Below are 26103 nucleotides of genomic sequence, written 5' to 3'. Positions count from 1 at the left end.
CATTCCACCTCCTCAAATGGCGGAAGATGCGCCGTGCGGCGCATCTTGCAACCTTCGAGTTACTGAATTTCCTTATACGCATAAGTATAGATGTTGATACCCGTCGGGTGCATAATAATACCCTTGACGTTTTTCTGAGTGGCAAGCAGGCTCTTTATGTGGAAAAGGGGTATTACCGCCACGTCTTCCCGGATAATGATGTCTTCGATCCTTCTGTAGAGCTCCTTTCTCTTCTCGGCATCCACTTCCGTCCTGGCCTTTTCAAGGAGGTCCTGTACCTTTTTGTTGTTGTAGCCGGAGGACATCTGGTTCGTCCTTGCGAAGAAGGTGTGCAGGTAGTTGTCCGGGTCGGGGATATCCGCCCACCAGTTGCCGTGGGTGGCCGGTATCTTGCCCTTGCTGCGGGCGTCGCCGAAGGCGGCCTTTTCCACGATGGTTATCTCCAGGTCAATGCCTACTTCTTTAAGCATAGCCTGGATGGCCACATTGGCGTCGGAAAGGCGGTCGCCACCCCTCTGCCAGGCCTGAAGCTTGCCTATGTTGCCCAGTTCCCGGATGAGTTTCTTGGCTTCTTCGGGGTTGTAATCATAAGCCGGACCCGTGCCCTCCTCGTAAGCACCGGGTATGCCCGGGGTGACGAAACTCTTTGCTACCGTTCCCCGCGGGCCGTACAGCGCCTGCACCAATTTTTCTTTATCTATGGCCATGGCCACGGCCTTCCTGAGCCTCACGTCGGACCACATGGGATCGCTCATGTTCATGAGGAAGTAATAGGTATTAAGGGCCACCCCTTCAAGCACTTCGTACTTACCCGAATCCTTTATCCTCTGGTATTCGTTGACCGGTATAGTGCACACATCCAGGGTGCCGTTTTCAAATTCCATCAGGGCCGTAGTAGCGTCGGGCACTATCCTGTAGTGGATGCCGTCCAGGTAGGGGAGTCCGGGCTCAAAATAGTAGGGGTTCTTTTCCAGCACTATTTCTGTGTTCGGCACGTAGCTCTTGAGCCTGAAAGGCCCGGTGCCGATAGGGTTGAGCCTCCAGTTGTCACCGGCGGCTTTTACCAGTTTCTCGGAATATATGGACGCGGCGGGAACCGCCAGGTTGTGGAGGAAGGGCGCGTAGGGTTTTTCCAGTATTATCTGAAACCTGTAATCGTCTATTTTCTTAAAGCCCTCAAGAGAAGTGGCCTTGCCCTCCATGAATTCCTTTGCACCCAGAATCGGCTCGAACAACCACGTGCTCATTCCCCTGCCGTTTGGGTTGAGCATGCGCTCTATGGTGAACTTTACGTCGTCGGCTACGAGCTCGGTGGTGCCGTCGTGGAACTTGACGCCCTTTTTGAGTTCGAAGGTGTAGGTCCTGCCGTCGGGAGAAACTTCGGGCATTTTGGCCAGCAATTCGGGCTCCAGTTCCAGGGTGTCGCCTTTATACCTCAAGAGTGTGCTGTAAAGGTGGCGCGCCAGTGTGTACGTGACTAGTAATGTATTTTCCTGCACGTCAAAACCGTTGGGGTCGTCCTCCAGGTAGTCGTTCAGAACCCCGCCCTTTTTAATCTGACTGCTCTCGGGTGGCTCTGCCTTATCGGCGGACCTAGAGCATCCGGTAAGCACCGAAGCTATTATTAACATGACGAGTAAAACGGACAAAACTCGCTTTTCCACAGCGGAACCCCCTTCTGAAATAACGGCTTATCTGTTAAATAATATTCCTGTCGTATTCGCGGTATGCCGGGCTCCGCTTCCCAGGAAACAAAAAAATCCAGCCGTACACGATAAAAAGTGTACAGGCTGGATCATGCCACCTCACGGGGTAACAAAGTTTGACCACCGGACAAAAATGTGAAATAATTAACTCCAGGAGGAAATCCTACACATCAATTTGCTTATCTGGGGGTCATCAAATGGAGAGATGGGAAGAATTAAAAAATAAAATAATCGAATGGGGCGGTTCCGACGTGGGTTTTTCCAGAGTGGAAGACTTTCTGCCCGAAAGCCACAAACACCTGAAATGGGCCGTCACCGTTGTTTTCCACCTGTCGGACCAGATAATGGACGATATTTCCGACGGTCCCACCCTCGCCTATTTTCACCACTACCAGACCGCAAACGCCCTGCTCGACCACATAGCCCTGCGGGCTTCATCGCTCATCCAGGAATGGGGGTACAGGGCTATGCCGGTCCCGGCGTCTCAGATCATAGACAGTAAGGAGTCGATAGGATTTTTCCAGCACAAGACGGCGGCCACCAGGGCCGGATTGGGATGGATAGGAAAGAGCGCCCTACTCGTAACCAAAAAGTTTGGACCCAGGGTGAGGCTTGCGACGATCCTCACCGATATGCCTCTTCCCGAAGGAACGCCCGTTGAAGAGAGCGGGTGCGGCAGCTGTATGGTATGCGTAAAAAGTTGCCCGGCCGGGGCCATTAAAGGCGAGAACTGGTTCCCGGGCATAGAAAGGTCGAGGCTCTTCGACCATGAGGCGTGCAGTGCTTGTATGAAGGAAAAATTCGGCCACATAAGCCCGGGCAAGGTTTGCGGCATATGTGCCTCCCGATGCCCCAGGGGAAGGATTCATAAGCGATAATAATCGGGCTTCCGCTTTTAACGGAAGCCCGATTCGTTTACCGTATCCATCCCCTCTACCGCATTGTAAGAGCTGCGGACCAGCGGGCCCGATGCCACGTATTTGAATCCTAGATCGTAGCCGATCTTTCGGTACCTCTCGAACTGCTGTGGGGTAACGTATTCCACCACCTCTATGTGGCTCGAGGAAGGCCTGAGGTACTGGCCTATCGTCATCATATCGCAGCCGACCCCGACCAGGTCTTTCATGAGGTCGACCACCTCTTCTTCGCTCTCACCCAGGCCCACCATGATCCCCGATTTGGTGTAGATGGCCGGGTCGAGTTCCTTTATCTTTTTCAAAAGGGAAAGAGACCTGTCGTAATCGGCCATCGGCCTTACCGCCGGGTAAAGCCTCGGAACGGTCTCCAGGTTGTGGTTTATAACGTCGGGCCTGGATTCAACTACAACCCTTATGGCTTCCTCATCGCCCCGGAAGTCCGATACCAGCACTTCCACGGTGAGGCCGGGGATTTTCTTAAGCTCCCTCACGGTCCTGGCGAAATGCGATGCGCCGCCGTCGGGTAGGTCGTCCCTGGTCACGCAGGTTATCACCGCATGTCTTAAGTTCAGTGCCCTGGCGGCTTCGGCCACCCTTCTGGGTTCATCCTCATCCAGGGGCGCCGGATGCCCCTTTTCAACCGCGCAGAACCTGCAGTTTCTCGTGCAGATATTCCCCATTATCATGAAAGTGGCGGTTTTGCGGGAAAAGCACTCTCCAATATTGGGACAGTGGGCGCTCTGGCATACGGTGTTCAGTTTCACCCTTTTTAAAAATTCCTCCATGTGCTTCAATTCCACCGGGTTTATCTTGACCTTCAGCCATTCGGGTTTGTTCATCATGCCGATCCTCCCGCCATCGATTCAAGCCTGTTCTCGTCGATTTCTTCAAACCTGACGCCGAACACTTCCTCGAATTTTCCTATGAGTCTCTCCCTCACCCTCTCCGGGTCTTCTTTAATCCCCAGTTTCTCAAGGGAGGTGACGCCGAATTCCCTTATTCCGCATGGGAATATCCTGCCGAAATACGTAAGGTCGGTGTTAACGTTGAAGGCGATGCCGTGCCAGGTTACCCAGCGTCTAACGGCGATGCCTATCGCGCATATCTTCTCGTCACCCACCCAGACGCCGGTGTACTCCGGCTTCCTGCCTGCCATTACGCCGTAATCGGCCAGCAGCCTTATCACGGCCTCTTCCAGCCTGTCCACAAAAAGGTGGACATCCCTCTCCCACCTGTTCAGGTTCACCACCGGATAGGCCACGATCTGGCCCGGCCCGTGAAAGGTGATATTGCCGCCCCGCTCCACTTCGTGCACTTCAGCGACCTTCTTAAGCTCCTCCAGCGGCACCAGCAGGTTTTCGTAACCGCCGGCCCTGCCTATGGTGTAAACCGGCGGGTGCTGAAGGGTTATCAGGATCATGTCGGCAAGCCCTGACTTTACGGCCTTGACGGCTTTGAGCTGAAGCTCCTTGCCTTTTAGATACGGCACAAGGCCCTGTTTTAGCAATAAGGCTTTCATACCTAGTTTCATCCTTCCATCATTGTCACGTATTTCAATACGCGCTATGATATAATTACAAAGGGGAAGTAATAAGATGAAATCAAACCCCCGCTTTACTTCTTAGAATGGGGTGATATAGTGAAAAAAGACGTTTATGTTTATCCCGCTATCTTTACTTATGCGGAAGACGGAATTTCCATCGAGTTCCCCGACCTGCCCGGCTGCTTACCGTGCGCTAAAACAACAGAAGAAGCTATTAAAAATGCTAAGGAAGCAATGGCTTTACACCTTTGGGGCATGGAAAAAGACGGAGATCCTATACCCGAACCTTCGTGTAGATAAAATTTATGTTAAAGAAAATCAAGCCATAATGCTGATCGAAGTTTATATGCCTGTTTACAGAGAAGCCATCGAAAATCAGTCGGTAAAAAAGACCTTAACTATCCCACAATGGCTAAACAGATTGGCTGAAGAAAAGAAAGTCAACTTTTCCCAATTACTTCAAGCAGCTCTAAAAGAACATCTAGGTATTCATGATAGGCCGTAATGGCCTTATTTATTTACACCGCACGTCCTTCAGCTTGATTCCCTGTAATACCATGCAACTAATCTTTTAACAATTATAATACTAGACATTCTTTAAAGGTCGTATGGCCTTACTTTTTCAATTTCCTTAATTATTATAACATAAGTTGAAGGTATGCGGTATCTATAACTTTTAACCTTTTTGACACAGCAGCTTTTAAAAATTTTTATAAAAGCCTTTCCATTATAGTTATATCAACCCATTTCCCGTCTAAAAGACCGTGCTTTTCATAAGTTCCGACTTCCCTGAAACCTAAAGACCTGTACAAACCCTTGGCTATTCTATTTTCCTTAAACACGCTTAATACCATCTTATGAAACCCCTGCTTTCTCGCCGTTTCTATAAGCGAACCTAGAAGAACCTTCCCCAGTCCTTTTCCTCTCATCTCTCTTTCTATATAAATGGATATATCCGACACACCGCTGTAGCAGCATCTGGCATTAAATACGTTCAATGAAGCCCATCCGTGAACTTTACCAGCATCATCTTCTATTACCAGAACCTTATATCTTTCGCCTCTTTCCAGAAGCCATTTTCTCATTTCGTCTTCGGTCCTTGGCCTTGTCTCCAGGGTTGCAATCCTATCTTCTATCCCCTGATTATATATTTTTGTTATTGACGGGATGTCCTCCAGAGTGGCTTCCCTTACCCCATATTCCACTGGTCATTCCTCCTATTTGAAGGCCTTTATATAGGCACCGGCGAAAGCACCGTCCACTGAATTCAAATCTATTTCCTTCACTAATTCCATAATTCCTTTTTTATCAATCAATAATTCTTTGATTATATCCTTTGTATATATATGGACGGGATCAATCTCTATATTCTTAAATCCTACCTTTTGCAGTATTTCTCTATACTCTTCAATTTTAATTGTTCCGGCTATGCATCCGGCCCAAAGTTCCACCTGCTTTTTTATATCTTCGGGAACATCCTTCAAAGCGACGATGTCAGCTATAGCCAGCCTTCCGCCTTTCTTTAATACCCTGTAGGCCTCCTTCAATGCCTTTTCCTTATCTTCGCAGAGGTTGATAACGCAGTTGGATATTATAACATCTACCGTTTCGTCACCCAAGGGAATATCTTCTATATATCCCTTTATAAATTCTACGTTGGTTACTCCCATCTTCTCCTTGTTCTTATTTGCAAGAGCTAACATTTCATCGGTCATATCGAGCCCGTATACTTTTCCGGTATCGCCAACATATTTTGAGGCAATTAGGACGTCTATTCCTCCTCCGCTACCTAAGTCAAGAACCGTCTCGCCTTCCTTTAGATCGGCTAAAACTATGGGATTTGCACACCCCAATGAAAGATTAACCGCTTCTTCGGGTAATCCTTTTAAATCCTCTTCATTATAAAAGGTAATATCATCTACATCTCCGCAGCAAGATGAACCGCAGGAACAACAGCTAGACTTCGAACCCTTCTCCGCTTTTTTAGCTATATTACTATAATATTCCTTCACCTTCTCCTTTACATTAAATTCCATTTTCTAAACCCCTTTCTTTGAAATTTTAACACCCTATCCCCTTGACTTTACATTATTATTGTATAATAAAATAATTGTATATTGCAACTATCTATTAAAAAAAATAATATAGGTAGACACCCAGGAAGGCTCAGCATTTTTTAATAACCATATATAAGCGTTGTAAGCTAACCCTTTTTCTACTGCATCGGATGCACTAACGATCCCGCCCGATCGAACTCACCAGCCAGCGCCCATCCACCTTCTCGAGTGTCAGCTGCTCGATATGATAGCGATCATCGCCGGCCGGCAGCACTTTAACCTGTACAACTGCCCGATTTCTGGAAACTTGAGCACCATCCGTCATACACCCGCATGTTTCTCAATTCCTTTCGAGAGGTTCGATCTTCGTAACTATAAGCGTGACGACGCAGCAAAGACTCCTATGAGCGACTTTTGTAATACCATACAACTAAGCTTTTAACTAAGCTTTTGATAATTATAATACCTTCTCCAACCAAATACAACGGCCAATAAAGAAGTACCGCTATCCCTACTGCATGCATATCCCCTCCGGGAAAGTAATAAACCGGCAAAAAGTAAAGAACCAGAAAATTAATCATAAACAAAACCACGAGCATTACAACACCACAAAGGACATTAAATTCTGAGATAAAAAAACCTAATAAGATAGTAATTACTGCCAGGATTCCGCCAGCCATTAAGAGAAAATCTTTATACTCAAGGTTCAGCAGAAAGGAGAATCTCTCATATTCATGTTCCGGAGTTACTAACACATTAAAATACGACCTTCCGATAATTAGAACCAAGAGTAGGATTGCTAAATATAGGAGAGCTAAAAAAGGTAAAAATCTCTCCGCAAAACGTTCCAAGGCGAATCACCCTTTTTTTTAAAGCGCTAAAAGAAAATTTAGCTAATGATAAAGGCCGTAATGGCTTTATTGTTTAAATTTCCTTAATTATTATAACATGATTAAAGGTCTGCGGTATCTATAAATATAGCTATGTAATTTACCCAAGAATCGGACCTCTGTTTATGATATACTCCAACAAACACTAAGTGGGAGCATGCCTGCTCCCACTCCATTTACCTAGACTATTTCTTTAGGAACTATACTTCTTGTCCTTCCTATTAACTCCAAGTTTTTCAAATTAGGGAAATGCTTTTTAAAGATGCTGAAGTAAACCCTTTCTTCCCGGCTGGGTATTTTGGCTAAATCAGTATCTATCGCCTCTTTCACGACTTCATCGTTTTTTACCCATTCGGATAATATTCCGCTGGTTCCCGTTCCGTGTGCAAATTTGGCCTTCTTTCTCCATGCTATCTCTTTAGGCAGGTACCTTTCAGCAACTTTGCGCACAATCCACTTTTCAATCTTTTCTTCTCCATATATCTTATACTTTTCATCTAGAGAAAAAGCGTAATTTATAACTTCCCTGTCGAGGAACGGCGCCCTTGCTTTAATCGAGTGGGCTGCGGTGATGCGTTCTACTCTTTGAAACCCCGTATTATGCAGGCTGTTTATCAAAGTAAGGAGTTCCTCCGTTAAATTAGTAACTGAAGGCGCCTTTAGATATTCGTATCCGCCAAAAAGTTCATCGGCGCCCTCGCCGATTAAAACTACCTGCACGTACCGGCTGGCAAGGCGGGCGGCAAAATACGTCGCCACCGAGCCCCTTACCAGGGCGGGATCAAAGGACTCTAAATGGTAGATCACGTCCGGCAAAATATCTATGACATCTTCTTTACTATATTCTTCAACATGGTGAGTTGTACCCAAGAAATCGGAAACCATTTGCGAATAATATAGATCATCGGAACCTTTTACGCCCACCGCAAAAGAGTGAAGCTCTCCTTTGACGTATTGTCTTGTAATTGCAGCGATAAGGCTGGAATCAAGGCCGCCGCTTAGAAACACACCTACGGGTTTGTCCGACATCAGCCTTTTCTTCACGGCTTCATTTAATCTCCTGTCTAAATCATCCACCAGTTTTTCTAAATTCGATTCTTTTACTTCTGCGGCACAAATCCTATCATACTGAAAAAAGCCCTCTTTATCGGTATAATAATAACCATTCGGAAATTCCCTTATATTTTCAGCTATATTCAATAAGGCTTTTATTTCAGAAGCAAAATACATTTTTCCACTCTTGTCTTCACTGTAATACAAGGGCCTAGCTCCCAACACATCTCTGGCTGCAAAAAAACCCTCCGGACCCGATATCGCAAAAGCAAATACACCATCAAGTTTGGACACCATATCGGAGCCCAATTCTTCATAAAGATGGATCAATACTTCACCGTCGTAATCCGTTTTAAATTCATGGCCTCTGCTCAAAAGCCACGCTTTCAGTTCATCGTAATTATATATTTCTCCGTCAAAAACTAAGGCTATAGTATGATCTTCGTTGAACAAGGGTTGATTAAAGTCGCCTAAATCTTTCATTGCTGATTTATTGCAGCCCAAAGTAACATTATTCGATGTATATAACTTTTTTTGATTAGAACCCTCTTTTAACATTCCTTCCAGCATATTGTCCACTTTTTCGGTATCGCAACCACCCAGACACCCGGCTATCCTGTACATGACACCACCTCCGGAAGAAAAATAAAAAGCTATGAAGACTCATAGCTTTTTAGCAATAGTATTTAAGCTATAAATCTCCTCTCGGTACGCTTACGAGGTTAGCTGACGGGTTCGGGTTGAAGAGGTAACCCTACCCCTTCTTAATACGGGTTTTGCCCCTCTTAAGAAGGAGATTCACCCCATAAAGTTGGGTCCCCCGCTTCTTTCTATGGCTAGGCCATAGAAAGAACTCAGCGATTTAGATTATAGCAACTTTATTTAATTTGCCTTATATTATAACAGCAAAAGAATCTAATGTCAAATAACGTTCTAACCTTTATTTATCAGATGGTATATTCCTACTGTTTTTTCGACTTCCAGAACAAATGCTATACCCTTGCCCGGCTTGTCAAGCTCTGCAGCGTTTGAAATAGCTTCCAAAACCTTTTCCGTTTTTGTCCTGTCAATCAAGGTTAAAACTATTTCTTTTTCCGGCTCGATCGGTATGCCGAACAGCTTTGCATTTTCATGTATTCCCGTTCCACGCCCGTCTATGATTGTACCGCCCTCGGCTCCGGCCTTTTTTGCGGCTTCAACCACTTCTTCCGCAAAGCCTTTATTTACAATCGTTACAATTAGGTCAAATTTAATATTACAATCCTCTATCATTTAAATTCCCTCCTGCATTTTTCAACAAATGAATAACCCCTAGGAGTTCTTTAATATTTATAACAAAGCCTATCCCGTTTCCAGGCTTATTCAGCTTTACCTCATCCGTAATCGCTTGCAGGACATCTTTCACCTTATCCTCTTTGACAAGGGTAAGTATGATTTCCTTTTCCGGCGCAAAATTTATCCCCAGAAAATCAAGAAAAGACCTTTTGGCGGTCCCCCTTCCAAAAAGGATCGTCCCACCTTCAGCTCCAGCCCTTTTGCTGGCTCCAACCACCTTGCTTGCTTTACCCTTATTTACAATTGTTACGATGAGTTTAAAACTCTCGTCCACTGTAAGTCCGCCTTTCATCACCGAGCTTCTCCTTCCTGCTGTATAAAACCCCAAGGATAAGAATTGAAAGTATCGGTGTCAAAGCCACAAGGGAAACCATTCCGAACCCATCCATCAGAGGATTTCTGCCTTCGAGCTGCTTTGCCACTCCAACGGTCATCGACAATATAAACGTGACCGTCATCGGCCCCGTTGCCGCGCCTCCCGCATCAAAGGCGATAGCTACAAACTCGGAAGAGACATATTTTGTCATCAACAATGCTATTATATATCCCGGTACGATAAAATACCAGAGTGAAATTCCTGTAAGGACTCTAATCATCGACAGCGCAACGGAAAATGCTACGCCAATACATAAGGTATAAATCATTATTTTTTTATTAATATGCCCGCTGGAAGCTTTTTCAACTTCTATGGCTAGAACCTGTACTGCAGGCTCGGCCATAATAACTGCGAATCCCATCAGAAACCCAATAGGGATTAAAATCCAGTTATAATCTAACGAGCCTATAGTCATACCCATCAATTCGCCTACGGGTAAGAAACCAACGTGCACTCCCTGCAGGAATAGAGCAAGCCCCGCAAACGTCAGTATGATCCCTTTGACTATTTTTATTAAATGCCGTTTCGGCAGTTTTAACAAAAAAATTTGAAAAAAGACAAACACGACGACGAGGGGGGTCAATGCGACGGCAACATCCCTCAATACAGCGGAAAAACCTTCAAACAGTGCGCTTATCATTTGTAAAACACCCCCAATAATAAAACTGCCAAAATCGGCCCTATGGATGCCAAGGCGATCAATCCAAAGCTATCGCTGGACGATGTCCTTTTCCCGGTGACCGAAGCCACACCCACCCCGAGGGCGAGTATAAACGGCACCGTCATGGGACCTGTGGTTACTCCTCCGGCATCGAAGGATACGGCTACGAATTCCGGTGCAGTAACCAGCGCCAGCAAAAATACTAAAGCGTATCCGATAACCAGCAAATAATTGATTGGGATTCTTAAGAATATGCGAAGCAGGGCTAAAGAGACGAAAATGCCCACTCCACACGCCACCGCCGTTACGATGATGAACTTATTTATGGCTCCGTCCGAGACCGCATCAACCTGTGCTGCCAATACCTGAACATCGGGCTCAGCTGTTTTTTGCAAGAGGAAATTCCCCATTTTTGCAAAGGTTTTTCCCCAGGCACCGGTGGGGAATTTTTATGTTAACTTAATTGCCTCATGAGTGATTGCCTCATCCGGTAGCTTTGACCATCAAAGATCAATAGGTAACTGTGGTGTATTAGCCGGTCAATCATTGCTGCTGTCATCTGCTCATCGTAGAAAATGCTCGCCCAGCGGCTGAATTCCAGGTTAGTGGTAATTACTACACTGCGACGTTCATAGCAGTCCGAAATCACCTGAAAAAGTAGCTGCGCTCCTTCGCGGTCCAAAGGAACATAGCCCCATTCGTCGCAGATCAGAAGATCTGGTTTGGAAAGCTGTTTCAGTAACCCGGAAAGTTCACCTCCCTTCCGGGCTTCCACCAGCCGGTTTACCAGCGCTGCAGTGCGGAAAAACTTTACGTTGTAGCCTTTTTTACAGGCCTCCACACCGATGGCGGTGGCAAGATGGGTTTTGCCGGTTCCCACGTTGCCGTAAAGGATCAGGTTTTTCTTTTCTTCGAGAAATTTGCAATCTTTTAGGTCCTGCGGTGTAAGCCCCTGCGGGAGTTTGATTTCATCGAATATGTAGCCGGCAAAGGTCTTTATCGTGTAAAAGCCCGCATTTTTCAAAAGCCTGTCCTTTCGGCTTGCGTCTCTGTGCTCCAGTTCTAATCTTAGCAGCTTCAGCAGGTATTCTTCATGGCTTTGAGCCTCGATCTTGTCGCAGTTTTCCACTAGATTGCGGCTGAGTTTTAATGCTTTACAGCAGGCGGCGATTTCGTCCTTCAGCATAAATTGGCACCGCCTTTCAGAAAGGCTTTGTCATAGTCTTCTGCATTGAAGCGGAATGCAGTGAGTTCAGGAACCCCTTCCGGAATCTTTACCGGCTCCAACTGCGGGGTTATACCCGTTATCCTGTTATGGATGGCTACGAGGCTGTCTAAATCCTGCACTCCGTAAAGGAGAGCCTCGGCTACAGCGTTCACAGCCTGTTCAAAACTGCTTTTGGTACAAAGCACAGCCAAAGCCTTGAGCGCTTTGCCGCGCTCACTTTTGCTTAAGCCGTCGAGGTATTCCCGGAGTGGGTCCGGCAGCATGCTGTATATTCCCGAATACTTAAGGGCTCCCGGACAGCGGGAAAGCTGGGTAAGATATGGCAGCCAGTCCATGCTTTCTTGCTTGTTGTCCCCGTAAAGCCGCCGGTGGCGCACGATTTCCCGGTGGCTCTCATCCAGCGGTATGACCTCATGGGCTGTTATCTTTACAAGCACCCGGCTGTTGGCGTATTTGGGGGCGGTAGAGTATAGGTGCTTTCCACCGTTCAAGCTGAATTTGGCGTAGGCGTTGGTTTTGACTGTTATGTAACCGGCTACCTCGTAAGGAACGGTAGGCAGCTCAAGCAGAGCCTTACGGTCTTCATTAAAAAGTTCGGCTATGGATGCCTCCTTCCGGTAGTGTTCGCGGTGCATGTCCCGGTCGCACAATCGTAAAAGTTCGCGGTTAAAATCCTCCAGCTTTTCAAACCTGGGGACCGGGACAAGGAAGTTGCGCCGGTGGTATCCCACCTTGTTTTCCACATTACCCTTTTCATGGCCGGAAGCAGGGTTACAGAATACCGCTTCAAAACCATAGTGCTGCTTGAACCTCAGGAAGGCGTCGGTTAGTTTGCGCTCTCCATTTTTCGAGAGTTTCACGATAGTGCTGGCGTTATCAAACCATAGCTTACGGGGTACTCCCCCCAAGTGTTCAAATATGTCCTTAAGTCCCTGAAACAGGCATTCCTGGTTTTCTCCCTTGAAAAGCTGGGTATATCCTACGTTACTGTAGGGAAACGACAGGTTCAGATAAAATCCGTGATGCAGCGTCCCGTTTTCGTAAAAGTCTGCCTCACCGAAATCCACCTGCGCTTCACCCGGGATATGTTCCAGCGGCAGACGACATGAGTTGTCCTGGTACAATTCTTTTTTTCTCATGGCTACGTAGCCTGCTACGGTGCGGTAAGAACAGTTAAACTTATCTTGGTATTTTTCACAGAGCCTGTCATAAATCCTTTTGGCGGTATGCCTCTGCTTTTTGCGAGCTTTTTTATCTTCTTCAAGCCACTGATCTATATCCGCCTTGAAAGGGTCGAGTTTTGGGAAGGTATGTTTAACTTCTTCAACTTTAACCCTGGTGTTCCAGTCTTCTTGATAAATATACTTGCGTATAGTTTTTCGGTCTTTTTGGAATTCCCGGGCTATCTCGCTGATATTTTGCCCTTTCATAAAGAACGCTTTTCTGATATTATCAATATGGGTCATTGTGAGCATCCTCCAATCCTCCCTTGCAGTTAAGATTTCCCTAACTACAAGGGTAAAGGTTTTTAGGGGTGCCTGCAATGACCTTTGCAAATTTGGGGATTTTTGAGTTGCAAAAGTGGGGATTTTATTTTGCAACTCTGTCCATTTTAATTATGCAATAAACAGCTCAGCAATGGTCACGGCAAAACCTATTAAAAACCCGAAAAACAATATGAGCCACAGTTTGCCCTTCGTGACCAGCGAAGAACCTATCATTTCTCCTACGGGCAAAAAACCCACCTTAGCTCCGATCAGAAAAAGGATAAGCCCCAGCATGACCAAAACGGCACCGCCGATGAAATTCACAAAAACCTCGGTCGGAAGTTTGGCTACCGTAAGCTGCAATATCGTCACCAATACGGCAATCGGGACGACTGCGCTAATAACTTCTACTACCGTTTCTTTAACGTTCAAATGGACCCCTCCCTTAATAGACGATCATGACGTTTGCGATGAATGATTATAAGATCCGTTATACCGTGGTTTCTTTATATTTGCTCCCGTGGAAATAGTTAGGAATGATTTTTCGAATGTATTTACGAGAATCATAAAAGGCTGCGGTAAGAAAAGGGTTGGTTTGCGAAAGTTTAGAGTCCATCTGAACTGTAAAACCGATATGAAATTCCCCCGGCACCAAAGGACAATCTATTTTCCGGTTATCTGCGAAGGTAAGAGCAACGGACGTGTACGCAGAGTCGATGGAAAAAATAAAAAGGTATTTATGAGGATGAGCATCCGGGGGATTCAGGTCTGAAAAGTCGGCAGGTATTAATTGAAATATTAAAAATATTATGAATAAACTCGCCGCTATATACCTTCTAACCTTTAACGGCATTTAAACCTCCCTAAACATATGATTTTACTGTCCTCTATAAAATTATAGCATATTAAACCCTTATTATGAAACCTTCTTTAAGACAAGCCGGTTCTTATTTTTAAAAAACTGAGTTAAATTATTTATCCACATAGTTTTCAATAATTATTTCAGAAGAATCTATTAATAAATATTCCACCCCGCTATCATAAGAAATTTTCACTTTTATGGGTTCTTTCAATATTTCCATCATCTCTTCTTTTTGTTCTTCAGTAAACGCATTGTAATTTGGTATATTGGTAATTTTCGTGACATATAAAGCATAGGGAATTTTGCCCGGAATCAAATTAACTGGATTGTCTTTTACATTACCAAAAATATTAAAAGGAGTTGACAAATATTTTCTTATTTTATCGGATAAAAATGCCGTTACTACTATATTATAAATCGGTTGATCGGTCTTATTTTCTATATATAGATCGAAAATCAAATATGGTGATTCAACTTTTTCTGACGGCTTTATCATAATTTTGGGCGTAACTTTAAAGCGTTTACTTTCCTCTAATTTTATCCATTTAACGCCGCTTTCTATTGTCATATCAAAGGCGTTGTCTATATTCGACTTCAAGGGAAAATGAATAATAAAAAAGAATAAGATAACAAATGCAACTATTGCAATACCAGATAAAACCGTCCTTTTCTTTATCATAAAGCAATCACCCTCATTTCGAACTCCTTCCAATCTTCAAAACCCGCAGGTATTCCCATAGCCCATCTACATTTACCATAAAAACCGATCTCCCTTCCTGAACTTGAATTCCCCTCTCTCTAATATATTCGTTTTAGATTGCCAAAAGGTTCCCTCAAGAACAAAATTTTTTAATATCTCAGCCAGGATTAAGCTCAGTTAAAAATGCGTAACACCCCTTCACAGAGGGGTGTTTACGGCTAGTAGTTAATCAATCTTTTCGATAATACTGCAGAGGACCCTCACGAATTTCTCCTTCACTTTCTCGGATACTTCCAGGACTTCGGCGTGGGACAGAGGTTTATCCAGAATTCCTGCCGCCATATTGGTGATGCAGGAAATCCCGAGTACCTTTATTCCCATCTGCCTGGCGGCGATCACCTCCGGAACCGTGGACATGCCCACCGCATCGGCCCCGATTGTTTTCAGCATCCTTATCTCCGCCGGAGTCTCGTAGGACGGGCCTTTCAGGAAGGCGTACACCCCATCCTTATATTCCAGTCCGGCCTCTTCGAAAACCTGCTTTGCTTTTTTTCTAAGTTCCGCGTCGTAAGCGAAGGTCATATCGAAAAACCTGGGCCCCAGCTCGGGGATTTCTTCCCCCGCTGCGGGGTTTTCCCCAGTCATATTGATATGGTCCTTTATGACCATAAGGTCTCCCGGACTGAAGTTTTCGTTAATTCCACCTGCGGCATTGGTCACTATCAGCGCCTTTATGCCCAATAGTCCCAGTACTCTGGTGCCGAAGACCACCTTCTGTATGGGATACCCCTCGTAAAGGTGAAACCTGCCCTGCATCACCGCTACTTTTCTGCCACCAGCCCTGCCGAAGACCAGATTTCCCCTGTGCCCCTTTACCGTTGACACCGGAAATCCAGGAATTTCGGCATAGGGTATCCCGATCCTGTCCTCCAGCCCGTCGGCAAAATCCCCCAGGCCGCTGCCCAGAATTATTCCGATTTCCGGCCCCGGTACCCGGCGGGATTTTATATATTCCACGGCTTTTTTGAGTTCATCGTAATAACTCAAGTTCGACACCTCCCGGAAAGCTTCTATTGGAGCCGGTGAGACCTTATCTTCCCCTTTAAACCTCCATTATTTTGGACTTAAAGCTCTTCCCGTTGGGGAGTTCCTCGCACCCCAGAAGGTCCGCCACCGTCTGGCCTATATCCGAAAACGTGGAAAGCACGCCAAGATTCGTACCCTTCCTCACCTTTTTACCCGTGACGAGCACCGGCACGTACTCCCGCGAATGATCGGTACTCGGGGTGGTGGGATCGCACCCGTGGTCCGCGGTTATAATAAGCACATCGTCACTTTTAAGTTCCGCCATAATCTCCGGCACCCGGCCGTCGAAATCCTCCAGTGCCCTTGCGTACCCTGCCGGGTCGTTCCTGTGGCCGTAGAGCATGTCGTAATCCACCAGGTTTGCCATGATGAGCCCCCGTTCCATCTGCTGCATGGCAAGGAGGACCTTGTCGACCCCGTCCATATTCCCTTCGGTATGGTATTCCCTGGTTATTCCCTGCCCGGCAAAGATGTCCCATATCTTCCCTACGGCGTATACATCCATGCCGGCTTTTTTTACCTTGTCCAGCAGGGTCTCCTGCGGCGGTTTCAGGGAAAAATCCTTGCGGTTGTAAGTTCTCACGAAGTTTCCGGGAGTACCGACAAAGGGCCTTGCTATGACCCTTGACACCGCATGGTCGCCCTGCAGTATTTCCCGGGCAATCATGCACATCTCGTAGAGCCGTTCGAGCGGTATGACCTCCTCATGGGCGGCTATCTGGAAAACCGAATCCGCCGACGTGTAAACTATAGGGTAGCCGGTCCTCATGTGCTCTTCTCCGAGCTCTTCTATGATCCGGGTGCCGGAAGCGGGCCGGTTCCCCAGCGTTTTTGTCCCTATCTTCCTTTCGAATTCTTCTATTACCTCAGGCGGAAAGCCTTCCGGGTAAACCGGAAAGGGCTTTTCCAGGATTATACCGGCTATCTCCCAGTGGCCGGTTGTCGTATCCTTCCCGGCGGACCTTTCCGCTGCCATGCCGTACGCAGCTTCGGGCTCCGGGACCGGCGGCACGCCCTGGATTTTTATTATATTCCCCAGGCCCAGCTTCCGGAGGTTGGGCAGGTTAAGGCCTCCAACCGCTTTTGCCGTGTTGGCCAGGGTATTGCTGCCTTCGTCGCCGTAGAGGGCCGCGTCGGGGAGTTCCCCTATGCCGACGCTGTCGAGAACTACGATTATTGTCCTTTCTACCATATTTACCTACCTCGCTCTTCAAAACTCTTCTATATTTTCTGCAGTTACCCTTGCCCTTATCAGCTTTCTTTTTTCCACCTTTTCCCGCGCAATCCGGAAAGACCCTTTGACTTCTTCAACCGCCCACGAAAGTTTCCCTTCATCGTTGGCGTGTACAATGGCCAGCGGTTTGCCCTTTTCCACCCGGTCCCCGACCTTGCCGCAGAGCCATATGCCCACGGAATGGTCTATACGGTCGTCCTTTTTCTGCCTGCCGGCACCCAGCTTCATGGCGGTAAGGCCCAGCCTCAGAGCGTCGATCATCTCTATGAAGCCGTCCTCCCACGCCTCAACTTCCCGGCTGAAGCGGGCTCTGGGCAGCAGGGAATAATCTTCGAGGGCATCGGGGTTACCCCCCTGGCGCCTGACGATTTCCTTGAACTTTTCGAGGGCTTTACCGCTCTTTATGTTTTCGAGGAGTTTTTCCCGGGCCTTTTGTTTGTCCTTCTCTAAACCTGCCAGCACCATCATCTCGCACCCGAGTTCCAGGCAAAGGTTCAGCAGGTCTTCATGGCCCCTTCCTTTCAACGCCTCCGCCGCTTCGATAATTTCCATAGCATTGCCTACGGCAAGGCCCAGCGGCTGATCCATATCGGTCACGTAAGCCACAGTCCGCCTGCCGGCCAGTTTGCCGATGTTGACCATTATTCTCGCAAGTTCCAGGGCATCTTCATACCTCTTCATGAAGGCGCCGCCTCCGAATTTTACATCCAGCACGATCCTGTCGGCTCCGCCCGCTATCTTTTTGCTCATGATGGAGGCGGCGATGAGCGGAATCGAGTCAACGGTGGCGGTCACGTCCCTGAGCGCGTAAAGTTTTTTGTCCGCCGGCACCAGGTCTTTTGACTGGCCGGTGATGGCCGCGCCCACCTCGTTGACGATCTTTATAAACTCGTCTTTTGAAAGTTCGGTGGAAAAACCCGGAATCGACTCCAGCTTATCTATCGTTCCGCCCGTGTGGCCGAGACCCCGGCCGGACATCTTGGCTATTTTTACCCCCGCCGAAGCGGCAAGGGGCAGCAGCACCAGGGTGGTGGTGTCGGCTATTCCGCCGCTGGAGTGCTTGTCGACCTTCACGCCCTCGATCGCCGAAAGGTCCACCATTTCTCCCGACCGGGCCATTGCCATGGTGAGCTCCGTTGTCTCCGCTTCGTCCATACCCCTGAAGTACACGGCCATTAAGAAGGCCGAAATCTGGTAGTCGGGAATTTCTCCCCTCACATAGCCGTCTATTAAGTAGTGGATCTCCTCACCGGAGAGCCTTCCGCCGTTTCGCTTTTTCTCTATGATTTCGGGGACGAAAAACATCTAAACTCGCCTCCCTTCGCTGCATCAGAGTTTAAACCCGTACGGTAATAGTTCCCCGGGAGTCGTCCGCATGACCCGGGAACCGTCCCTGTTGGAAAGAATCACCACGGCATTACCCGCCAGCTCAAGAATAACCTGCCGGCACGCACCGCACGGGGAAACCGGTTCCTCGACCTCGGCGGCTACCGCCAGAGCGACTATATCCCTTTTCCCCTCCGAATATGCTTTGTAAAGCGCCACCCTCTCGGCGCAGATGGTGAGTCCGTAAGACGCGTTTTCTATATTGCAGCCGGTAAATTCGCTGCCGTCGGAAGCCAGCGCACAAGCTCCCACCCTGAACCGGGAGTAGGGGACGTAGGCGTTCTTCATGGCCGCCACGGCTTTTTCAACCAGCCTTTTTTCGTCAATCATTCGATCCCCTCCCTAAATCCTCCTGCGCACTATATAGAATCTGAACTTCTCGGGAGAAAAGAAATTTGAGGAATAGAAAATCGGTTTATCTTTTTCATCGTAGTGGAGCTGCTCTAAAAGCAGCACCACGCCGGATTTGGACCTTAAATTCAGCTTTTTGTACACACCCGCAACTTCCGCCTTTACCGGTATTACATCCGATACTGCATAGGAGATGTAGATGCCCAGGTCGTCCTGCAGGTAGTCGAACAGCGACTCTTTATCCAGCTTGAACTCCTTTTTCACGAATCTTGCGGGTATCCGGTCTATACAAAAGAGCACCGGGATTCCATCGGCGGTCCTAACCCTCTCGACCCTGTAAATCTCCTCGTCCTGGAAAAGTCCCATCATGGATGCTTCCCGCTCGCTGGGGCGAACCCTGGTTATTACCACGTCTTTGGTCCCCGGCTTCATGCCCTGATTTTCGATGAGCTTGGTTATGCTTGCGAGCTCTTCCATCCCGCTTTTTATAACCGGTATTTTCGATACAAAGGTGCCCACACCGTGGTATCTCTTTATGAGCCCCTCGTCCTCCAGAATCCTGAAGGCTTCCCGAAGTGTGGCCCGGCTCACGCCGAGCTTTTTCGAGAATTCTATTTCGGAGGGCAGTTTATCGCCCTCCTTCAGTTCCCCGTTCATTACCATTTCCTTGATTCTTTGAACGACAATTTCGTATCTCGTGCGAAAAAGCATCGGCGAGCAACTCCTTCGGCGGAATGTAGCTTTATATATCAGTTCATCCCTCTCTCGTACGGTACGCCGTCCGCGGCGGGAGGCGTGGACTTTCTAACCACTCCGGCCAGCACCGCCAGGGTGAGCACATAGGGGATCATCTTGATGAACTGGTAGGGTATCGCGCTCCCTTCTACCACCCTGAAGCTCAGGGCTTCGGAAAAGCCGAACAGGAGCGATGCCCACAGTGCACCGACGGGTTCCCAGTTCCCGAAAATCATGGCTGCCAGTGCAATGAAGCCTTTACCCTGGGTCATGCCTTCCACGTACATACCGGTGTGTTCCAGGGCAAGATAAGCACCCGAAAGCCCCGCCAGCATGCCGCTCAGGAGCACGCCGGCGTATTTCATCCTGAATACGTTTATGCCCAGTGTATCCGCCGCCAGGGGATTTTCCCCCACCGACCGGAGCCGCAGTCCGAAGACCGTACGGTTAATGACGAACCTCGTGAGAGGAACCAGCAGCAGCGCCAGAATTATAATCGGGGACAGGCCCGAAACCACGGGCTTTAAAAAATCTAGACCTGCGAGCACCGGAATATCGATTTTGGGGAGGCCCGCTACGTGGGGGCTGGTGGTGGCCATCTTGAAAATAGCCTGGCTCAAGAAACGGCAGCTTCCGTACGCAAGAATGTTTATGGCGACGCCGCTGACGATCTGGTCAACTCTGAACGTAACCGTAGCGGCCGCGTGAATCAGAGCCATGAACATGCCCGCCGCCATAGCAAGGAGCAGTCCGAAATACGGCCCGTAATAATACGATCCCAGCGCTCCCCAGAAGGATCCTACCATCATCATGCCCTCGAGGCCTATGTTTACAACTCCCGCTCTCTCGGTGAACACGGCTCCCAGGGCTGTAAGAAGTATTGGAACGGCCATCCTCAAGCTTGAAGCGATGAGCTCTGTGAGGAACATACGCGCACATCCTCCTTTTTCTCCAGGCGCTTAATATAATCGTTCATGACCTTTGTAATTACTACGATAGATAATATCATGACGGCCTGGAGGATGACTATTGTATCCATCGGCACACCGAGCAGTGTCTGAATGCCCTCCGCGCCCCTTCTCAGGAAGCCGAAGAGCATCGCCGAAACGATTATGCCGAAGGGGTTGTTCTGACCGATCAGAGCTACGGCTATACCGTCAAAGCCGTAGTTCCTTGGAAAATCCAGGTCCATGTAACCGAAATACCCCAAAAGGTCCGAGAGCCCCACCAGTCCGGCCACGGCACCGCTCAGCAAAAATCCAACCATATATACCCGCTCCGGTTTTATACCCGCGGTCCTAGCCGCCTCCTGGTTTTGGCCTACCGCCCTCAATTCAAAGCCGAAGGGTGTATACATTAAAAGGTAATACGTGAGGCCGGCCAGCAGCAGGCCCAGCGGGAAAAACCAGTTCAGGTAAACGTGCCTCGGCAGTTCTATGCCGAAAAGGCCTAAAAATCCGTGCAGTTTCGGCATCAGTGCCGACGGGGGCAGTTTCGGCGTCCTTGCGAGCATGCTGCCCAGGCCTTCTAACAGCTTCTGGGATCTGTCCATAAATACGTCGGCGATGAGGTAATGAATGAGGGAAAAGGATATGTAGTTCAGCATTATGGTGCTTATTACCTCATGAACGCCTCTTTTTACTTTTAGATATATGGGTATAAAAGACCATAACATTCCTCCCAGGGCGCCGCACAGTATAACAAGGGGAAGGTGAATGACAGCCGGCAATCCCTTCAAACTAAATCCGGCCAGGGCCGCAAAAAACGCCCCCATGAGATACTGGCCCTCCACGCCTATATTGAACAGCCCCATGCGGAATCCCAGTGAAACGGCAAGACCGGAAAAGATAAGCGGCGTCGCGTTATAAAGGATGATGGCCACGCTGTCGAGCCTGCTGAAGCTGAACTGGAAGATGGTATAAAACACCTGTAAGGGGCTCTTGCCTATGGCCAGAATCACAATAGAACTTATAAGGACCGAAAGTACGATGGCCAGAACCGGTGCCAGAACCCTCAGCACCGTTATAAGGTATTTTCTCTTCATGCTCCTTCACCCGCCTTTACTCCGCCTCCGAGCATGTACACTCCCACTTCTTCGGGGGTCACTTCTTCGGGCCTGAATTCCGCCGTTATCCTCCCGTTGTACATAACACCAACCCTGTCGGAAAGCGAAAGCACCTCCTCCAGGTCGGCGGATATTAGGAGGATCGCTTTCCCTTCTTCCCTCTTTTTCAGCAGCTCTTTATGCACGAATTCCGCAGCCCCTACGTCGAGCCCCCTGGTGGGCTGGGAGGCTATTATAACCCTGGGATCGCGGGAAAGTTCCCTGCCCAGTATTACCTTCTGCTGATTACCGCCGGACAGCCCTTCAATCGGCTGGTCGATGGAGGAGAGCCTCACCGAATATTCCTTCGCCCTCTTTTCCGTGAATTCCCGCACAGCCTTGAGATTCAGGGATGGCTTTTTCGAAAACTCTTTTTTCCTGTGATAGCCCAGGATCATATTCTCCCACACTTTCATGGACAGCACGAGCCCCTGGCGGTGCCTGTCTTCAGGAATAAAGGCCACACCGAGATCCCTGATCTCCCTAATGGAAAGCCCGGTCGCCGTCCTGCCGCATATCGTCACCTGCCCCGCTGAGGCCCTTCTGAGGCCTATTATCGCTTCGGCCAGCTCCTTCTGGCCGTTTCCTTCGATCCCGGCGATGCCGTAAATTTCACCGCCTCTGATTTCAAGGGAAACACCGTTGACCGCCGCCTTACCGGAATTCTCCCTCACCACCAGGTCCTTTACAGAAAGGAGTATTTCCCCGGTGGGAACCGGTGTTTTTTCCAGCTTCATAAAAACGGGCTTGCCCACCATCATCCTGGCCAATTCTTCCTTAGTAACCTGTGACGGCAACACGGTGCCAACCACCCTGCCGCGCCTCAGCACGGTTATACGGTCAGCGATTTCCAGAACTTCGTCCAACTTGTGGCTGATAAAAATTATTGTCTTGCCCTCTTCTTTCAACCTCCGCAGGTTGGCAAAAAGCTCCTTAACTTCCTGGGGCGCCAGTACCGCCGTGGGCTCGTCCAGCACGAGAATTTCGGCTCCTCTGTACAGCACTTTCAGTATTTCCACCCTCTGGGCCTGGCCCACCGATATCTCTTCTACGCGGGCGTCCGGGTCCAGGGAAAAATTATAAAGGGAAAGGAGCTCACCGATGACCTTGCGGCACTTCTGCTCGTCGATGGCCATACCGGCTCTCTTTTCCGCGCCCAGGATTATATTTTCCAGCACCGTAAACCTGTTGACCAGCATGAAGTGCTGGTGAACCATTCCAATTTTAAGTTCAATTGCCCTGCCGGGAGAAGTTATCCTCTCCTTCTTCCCGAAAATATGTATCTCGCCTTCATCGGGCTGGTAAATGCCGGCGAGAATCTTCATAAGAGTGCTCTTACCGGCCCCGTTTTCACCCACAATAGCGTGGACTTCTCCCTTTTCTATTTCCAGGCTTATACCGTCATTGGCCACTATTCCGGGAAATCGTTTGGTAATTCCCCTCAAGACAACGGCTTTATCCAAGGTCACACCTCCGTTCGGGGATTGTAAAAACGGGGGTGACAAGGTTAACGCCACCCCCGAAGCTGTTACTTAAAGTAGCTCTTTAGATATTCATTGTATTCCTTTTTGTCAACCGGCACTTTTATTTCGCCCTTTATTATCTTGTCCTTGATTTCGTCGAGCTTGGGCTGTATGTCCGAAATCAGCTCTTTGTTGTAGTCGTTCACGGCATAGCTTACGCCGTTCTCGGCAAGGCCGAATATCGAGTATCCGCCCTTGAAGTTGCCCTCTATCAGGGCTTTGATGGTCTCGTAAACGGCCACATCGACACTTTTAACCATACTGGTGAGTATGTACGGCCTCTGGTCTTCTTTGGCAGTCAGGGACTGATCGGAATCCACTCCTATTGCAAACTTCTTTTCTGCTGTGGCGGCTTCAATGACACCTATACCGGAAGCGCCGGAAGCGTGATAGATCACATCGGCACCGTCTTTAAACTGTTTCAGAGCCAGTTCCTTACCCCTCACCGGGTCTTTGAAAGCTTCACTGGTGGTACCTATGTAGTCCGAGAGGATCTCAATATTCGGGTTGACGTACTTGGCGCCCGCCATATAGCCGGCTTCAAACCTCTCTATGAGAGGTGTCTTCATTCCGCCCACAAACCCTATCTTACCGGTCTTGGACTTCATGGCTGCGGCGGCTCCGACCAGGAAAGACCCTTCGTGCTCTTTGAAGAGCAGGCAGGTCACGTTGGAATTCTCGTCAAGCCCGTCTATAGCACCGTCGATAAGCGCGAATTTCACATCCGGGAACTCCTGGGCAACTTTCTGGATGTGATCCGTGAAGAGGAAGCCCACGCCGAAAATGAGGTCAAAACCGTTCTCGGCGAGAAGTCTCAAAAGCTGCTCCCTGTCCTGGCCGCCTCCCGAGGGCTCTCTGTACTCCACTTCAATCTTATCGCCAAAATCCTTCTTGGCCTTTTCAAGGCCTGCGTAAGCGCTGTCGTTGAAGGAAAGGTCGCCGCGTCCGCCCACGTCAAATACCAGGCCGACCTTTATTTTCTCCTTCCCCTGTTCCTGCTGCCCCTGCTGTTGTTGCTGGGCCGGCTGCTCCTGCTTGGAACATCCCACAAGCAAAGCTGCCACCAGCATAAAAATCAGGCCCAACGCTAAAATTTTACGGACCTTCATGAAAAAAATCCCTCCTAAAGATTTAGTGGTTTAAACTTCCAAACACCGGATGCAGGTTTTAATCCACCCCGTCCCCCCTCTCCCTCCGGTTGCCCAGATGTCTGACATCCTACATTTGTTATTTTAGCAATTTTCAGCAGAATGTGTCAAGAGTGAATTTAAAAGCATCCTGGCGCTCTGGACATCACGGGGTAACCTGCTTTGCTCCGGAATAAAGCCATGGAAGACCTGGGCTATCAGAGGCAAACGCAGTCCGGCGGCGGCTACCACGTTTTCATCCAGCAAGAGCTCGGGCCCGCCATAGGCTAGCACTCGACCTTCCTTCAAAATAATTATTACCTCAGCCCATGAAGCCGCAAAATCCACATCGTGGGTAGCCACAATGAGGGTCTTGCCCTGCCGGTGCAATTCGTCCAGGATTGTCCTAACACCGGCCTGTCCTGCAGGGTCAAGATACGCCATAGGTTCATCCATTACAATAATTTCGGGAACCATTGCCAAAACCCCGGCGATAGCCACCCGCTTTTTCTGGCCGTAACTGAGGTGATACGGAGGTTTATGCCTGTAGGCCTGCATGCCCACTGCATCCAGAGCAGCCCGCACCCGCTCCTCGATCTCGGCGGGCGCAAGGCCTAGATTTCGCGGACCGAAGGCCACATCTTCCTCCACGGTTGAAGAAAAGACCTGATCATCCGGGTCCTGAAATACCAAACCTACCCGCGAGCGCACCCAGTACTCTGTTTCCGCAGTAACTTCGCGGCCCGCCACATATACTCTGCCCCGCTGCGGGAGGTAGATACCGTTAAAATGCAGCAGTAGAGTGGACTTACCCGCTCCGTTAGGCCCGAGCAACGCTACCTTCCTTCCGCGCTCGATAAATAATGAAAGGCCCCGCAGGGCTTCTGTACCGTCTTTATACCTGTAGTGCAGGTCTTCTACCTGTATGATATGATCCACGTCAATCCCCCCAGTTCTAACAGCCGTAAGCCCAAAGCGGTACCGAGGATGCCCAAGCTCCACGCGAGATCGCGCCCAGCCGGCCGGGTGGAATGGCCGGGCACACGATAGCTCCCCGTAAAGCCCCGGGCCAGCATGGCAAGGTATATACGTTCGCTCCGCTGCCAGGAACGCAGGAAAAGGGTTCCTATAAGCTGGCCTAAAGTATAAAAAGTGTATGTTGCCGCCAGGCTACGGCCGGCTTTAAAACAACGGGCCCTGCGGGCAATATACATGCGATTCAATTCATCGCCGATGACGAATAAATATCTAACGGCCAATTCTATCAGTTGTACAAGCACCGGTGGTACTCGCAAACTCTTTAAAGCCAGCATTATTTCGCTAAAAGGAGTGGTACCTACAAGCAAAATAACGGCTAGAAGAGCGATAATCAGCCGCAAGATTAGCAGAAAGGCCCGCTGCACTCCCTGCCTTGTCAATATAACCGCCCAGGGCCCTAAAGTCACCTGCATCCACAGCTCGCCGGGGGTTACAACCGGCAGCAGCAGGATTAAGCAGGCGGCCGTGGGTACCACCCATGCCAAACGTCCGGCCAACCACCTCCACGATAAGCCGGACAGGGTTATTAATATTCCCAGAAAAGCGGCACCTATAATAAGGAGCGAAAAGGAAGAAAGACCGGTCACCAGACATATAAATCCAATTATAGCTATTAATTTGGCTCTGGGTTCCATTTTATGTAGGGGGGAAAGGCCATTATCCTGCCGGAGCGAAAACCGGCTTTCTGCTCGATGTAGATTCAT

At 48.7% G+C, this 26103-nt stretch carries 26 protein-coding genes, 2 pseudogenes and 1 riboswitch; of the genes and pseudogenes, 2 read left to right on the top strand and 26 right to left on the bottom strand.

Features of this window, described 5'->3' with window-relative positions; genetic code table 11:
* Positions 1–59 precede the first annotated feature (59 nt).
* Positions 60–1664, bottom strand: a complete 1605-nt coding sequence (locus tag TOCE_RS03100) for an ABC transporter substrate-binding protein (RefSeq protein ID WP_013275432.1) — start codon at positions 1662–1664, stop codon at positions 60–62.
* A gap of 239 nt (positions 1665–1903) precedes the next feature.
* Between TOCE_RS03100 and TOCE_RS03095 the strand changes: the two genes are divergently transcribed.
* A complete protein-coding gene (locus tag TOCE_RS03095) occupies positions 1904–2584 on the top strand; it encodes an epoxyqueuosine reductase (protein ID WP_013275431.1) in 681 nt (226 codons plus the stop codon).
* Between the two features lie 17 nt (positions 2585–2601).
* Here TOCE_RS03095 and lipA read toward each other — a convergent pair whose 3' ends face one another.
* A complete protein-coding gene (gene lipA, locus TOCE_RS03090) occupies positions 2602–3462 on the bottom strand; it encodes a lipoyl synthase (protein ID WP_041424041.1) in 861 nt (286 codons plus the stop codon).
* Positions 3462–4142, bottom strand: coding sequence for a lipoyl(octanoyl) transferase LipB (lipB, locus tag TOCE_RS03085; protein ID WP_013275429.1), 681 nt, complete (start codon positions 4140–4142; stop codon positions 3462–3464). The genes lipA and lipB overlap by 1 nt, the downstream gene beginning before the upstream one ends.
* A 120-nt stretch (positions 4143–4262) precedes the next feature.
* Between lipB and TOCE_RS12875 the strand changes: the two are divergent.
* Positions 4263–4671 (top strand): annotated as a pseudogene (locus TOCE_RS12875) (type II toxin-antitoxin system HicB family antitoxin).
* 205 nt (positions 4672–4876) lie between these two features.
* Here TOCE_RS12875 and TOCE_RS03075 read toward each other — a convergent pair.
* From TOCE_RS03075 to cbiQ, 23 genes and pseudogenes are all read right to left on the bottom strand, one after another.
* The gene (locus TOCE_RS03075; protein ID WP_013275428.1) at positions 4877–5371 is read right to left on the bottom strand and encodes an arsinothricin resistance N-acetyltransferase ArsN1 family A; all 495 of its coding nucleotides are present in this window, start codon (positions 5369–5371) and stop codon (positions 4877–4879) included.
* 12 nt (positions 5372–5383) lie between these two features.
* Positions 5384–6202, bottom strand: a complete 819-nt coding sequence (arsM, locus tag TOCE_RS03070) for an arsenite methyltransferase (RefSeq protein WP_013275427.1) — start codon at positions 6200–6202, stop codon at positions 5384–5386.
* A 422-nt stretch (positions 6203–6624) separates the two neighbouring features.
* Entirely contained in the window at positions 6625–7074 is a 450-nt protein-coding gene (locus tag TOCE_RS03065; protein WP_013275426.1) for a hypothetical protein, read from the bottom strand.
* Positions 7075–7293: 219 nt separating this feature from the next.
* Positions 7294–8790: an asparagine synthase B gene (gene asnB, locus TOCE_RS03060; RefSeq protein WP_013275425.1), complete on the bottom strand. Its 1497-nt coding sequence runs from the start codon at positions 8788–8790 to the stop codon at positions 7294–7296.
* Between the two features lie 73 nt (positions 8791–8863).
* Positions 8864–9036, bottom strand: a riboswitch (cyclic di-AMP (ydaO/yuaA leader).
* A gap of 63 nt (positions 9037–9099) precedes the next feature.
* Complete coding sequence (locus TOCE_RS12400; RefSeq protein ID WP_013275424.1) at positions 9100–9438, bottom strand: P-II family nitrogen regulator; 339 nt, start codon at positions 9436–9438, stop codon at positions 9100–9102.
* Entirely contained in the window at positions 9422–9793 is a 372-nt protein-coding gene (locus TOCE_RS12395; protein ID WP_013275423.1) for a P-II family nitrogen regulator, read from the bottom strand. The genes TOCE_RS12400 and TOCE_RS12395 overlap by 17 nt, the downstream gene beginning before the upstream one ends.
* Positions 9759–10517, bottom strand: a complete 759-nt coding sequence (locus TOCE_RS03045) for a DUF1538 domain-containing protein (protein ID WP_013275422.1) — start codon at positions 10515–10517, stop codon at positions 9759–9761. Before TOCE_RS03045 ends, TOCE_RS12395 begins: the two co-directional genes overlap by 35 nt.
* Positions 10514–10921 (bottom strand): annotated as a pseudogene (locus tag TOCE_RS03040) (DUF1538 domain-containing protein); the annotation flags it as partial. The pseudogene TOCE_RS03040 and the gene TOCE_RS03045, both read right to left, overlap by 4 nt.
* Before the next feature lie 71 nt (positions 10922–10992).
* A complete protein-coding gene (gene istB, locus TOCE_RS03035; protein WP_013275115.1) occupies positions 10993–11724 on the bottom strand; it encodes an IS21-like element helper ATPase IstB in 732 nt (243 codons plus the stop codon).
* Positions 11718–13232 (bottom strand): IS21 family transposase, encoded by a 1515-nt coding sequence (gene istA, locus TOCE_RS03030; protein WP_083768520.1) that lies wholly within the window; start codon positions 13230–13232, stop codon positions 11718–11720. Before istA ends, istB begins: the two co-directional genes overlap by 7 nt.
* A gap of 150 nt (positions 13233–13382) precedes the next feature.
* A complete protein-coding gene (locus TOCE_RS03025) occupies positions 13383–13685 on the bottom strand; it encodes a DUF1538 family protein (protein ID WP_013275420.1) in 303 nt (100 codons plus the stop codon).
* Between the two features lie 539 nt (positions 13686–14224).
* Complete coding sequence (locus TOCE_RS03015; protein ID WP_013275418.1) at positions 14225–14794, bottom strand: hypothetical protein; 570 nt, start codon at positions 14792–14794, stop codon at positions 14225–14227.
* 246 nt (positions 14795–15040) lie between these two features.
* Positions 15041–15862, bottom strand: coding sequence for a purine-nucleoside phosphorylase (locus TOCE_RS03010; protein WP_013275417.1), 822 nt, complete (start codon positions 15860–15862; stop codon positions 15041–15043).
* Positions 15863–15917: 55 nt separating this feature from the next.
* Complete coding sequence (locus tag TOCE_RS03005) at positions 15918–17093, bottom strand: phosphopentomutase (RefSeq protein WP_013275416.1); 1176 nt, start codon at positions 17091–17093, stop codon at positions 15918–15920.
* Between the two features lie 18 nt (positions 17094–17111).
* The gene (locus TOCE_RS03000) at positions 17112–18440 is read right to left on the bottom strand and encodes a pyrimidine-nucleoside phosphorylase (RefSeq protein WP_013275415.1); all 1329 of its coding nucleotides are present in this window, start codon (positions 18438–18440) and stop codon (positions 17112–17114) included.
* Positions 18441–18464: 24 nt separating this feature from the next.
* Positions 18465–18851 (bottom strand): cytidine deaminase, encoded by a 387-nt coding sequence (locus tag TOCE_RS02995; RefSeq protein WP_013275414.1) that lies wholly within the window; start codon positions 18849–18851, stop codon positions 18465–18467.
* Positions 18852–18863: 12 nt separating this feature from the next.
* Complete coding sequence (locus TOCE_RS02990) at positions 18864–19583, bottom strand: GntR family transcriptional regulator (RefSeq protein ID WP_013275413.1); 720 nt, start codon at positions 19581–19583, stop codon at positions 18864–18866.
* Positions 19584–19621: 38 nt separating this feature from the next.
* Positions 19622–20536, bottom strand: coding sequence for an ABC transporter permease (locus TOCE_RS02985; RefSeq protein ID WP_013275412.1), 915 nt, complete (start codon positions 20534–20536; stop codon positions 19622–19624).
* Positions 20503–21651, bottom strand: coding sequence for an ABC transporter permease (locus TOCE_RS02980; RefSeq protein ID WP_013275411.1), 1149 nt, complete (start codon positions 21649–21651; stop codon positions 20503–20505). The genes TOCE_RS02985 and TOCE_RS02980 overlap by 34 nt, the downstream gene beginning before the upstream one ends.
* A complete protein-coding gene (locus TOCE_RS02975; RefSeq protein WP_013275410.1) occupies positions 21648–23174 on the bottom strand; it encodes an ABC transporter ATP-binding protein in 1527 nt (508 codons plus the stop codon). The genes TOCE_RS02980 and TOCE_RS02975 overlap by 4 nt, the downstream gene beginning before the upstream one ends.
* Before the next feature lie 65 nt (positions 23175–23239).
* Entirely contained in the window at positions 23240–24343 is a 1104-nt protein-coding gene (locus tag TOCE_RS02970) for a BMP family lipoprotein (RefSeq protein ID WP_013275409.1), read from the bottom strand.
* 123 nt (positions 24344–24466) lie between these two features.
* Positions 24467–25300: an ATP-binding cassette domain-containing protein gene (locus TOCE_RS02965; RefSeq protein ID WP_013275408.1), complete on the bottom strand. Its 834-nt coding sequence runs from the start codon at positions 25298–25300 to the stop codon at positions 24467–24469.
* Positions 25279–26103 carry a cobalt ECF transporter T component CbiQ gene (cbiQ, locus tag TOCE_RS02960; protein ID WP_281054648.1) on the bottom strand — a complete coding sequence of 275 codons (825 nt, stop codon included), beginning with the start codon at positions 26101–26103 and terminating at the stop codon, positions 25279–25281. The genes TOCE_RS02965 and cbiQ overlap by 22 nt, the downstream gene beginning before the upstream one ends.

Origin of the sequence: Thermosediminibacter oceani DSM 16646, assembly GCF_000144645.1 — a bacterium.
GTDB classification, from domain to species: Bacteria; Bacillota; Thermosediminibacteria; order Thermosediminibacterales; family Thermosediminibacteraceae; genus Thermosediminibacter; species Thermosediminibacter oceani.
Note: the sequence above shows the minus strand (reverse complement) of the source record. Positions and strands in the feature narration are given on the sequence as shown.